Origin of the sequence: Mesorhizobium sp. M4B.F.Ca.ET.203.01.1.1 (genome assembly GCF_004791025.1) — a bacterium.
Lineage (GTDB): Bacteria > Pseudomonadota > Alphaproteobacteria > Rhizobiales > Rhizobiaceae > Mesorhizobium > Mesorhizobium abyssinicae.
This window is the reverse complement of the sequence record NZ_SRUO01000101.1, coordinates 1-376: the sequence shown is the minus strand read 5'-3', so window position 1 is coordinate 376 and position 376 is coordinate 1. Positions and strand designations below refer to the sequence as shown.

At 64.6% G+C, this 376-nt stretch carries 1 pseudogene; it reads right to left on the bottom strand.

Going from position 1 to position 376, the window contains the following annotated elements:
* Window positions 1–376 (bottom strand): annotated as a pseudogene (locus EN846_RS33825) (methionine adenosyltransferase); the annotation flags it as partial.

The window sequence follows — 376 nt, the reverse complement described above, 5'->3', positions numbered from 1 at the left end:
TCGAACTTGCCGGTCGGGTTGATGTGGAACTTGGTGCCCTTGTGCAGCCACTTGGCCGGCAGCACCGGCTTGATGATCTCTTCGCGGACGGCCTCGATGAGGTCCTTCTGCTTGATGCCCGGGGCGTGCTGGGTCGACAGGACCACGGCGTCGATGGCCGAGACCACGCCGTTCTCATAGCGCAGGGTGACCTGGCTCTTGGCGTCCGGGCGCAGCCAGGACAGCGGCGAGTTCTTCTTCTTGCGGATCTTGGCCTGCTGCTCGACCAGGCGGTGCGACAGGTGGATCGCGGCCGGCATGTAGCTGTCGGTCTCGTTGGTGGCATAGCCGAACATCAGGCCCTGGTCGCCCGCGCCCATTTCTTCCGGCTTCTTGC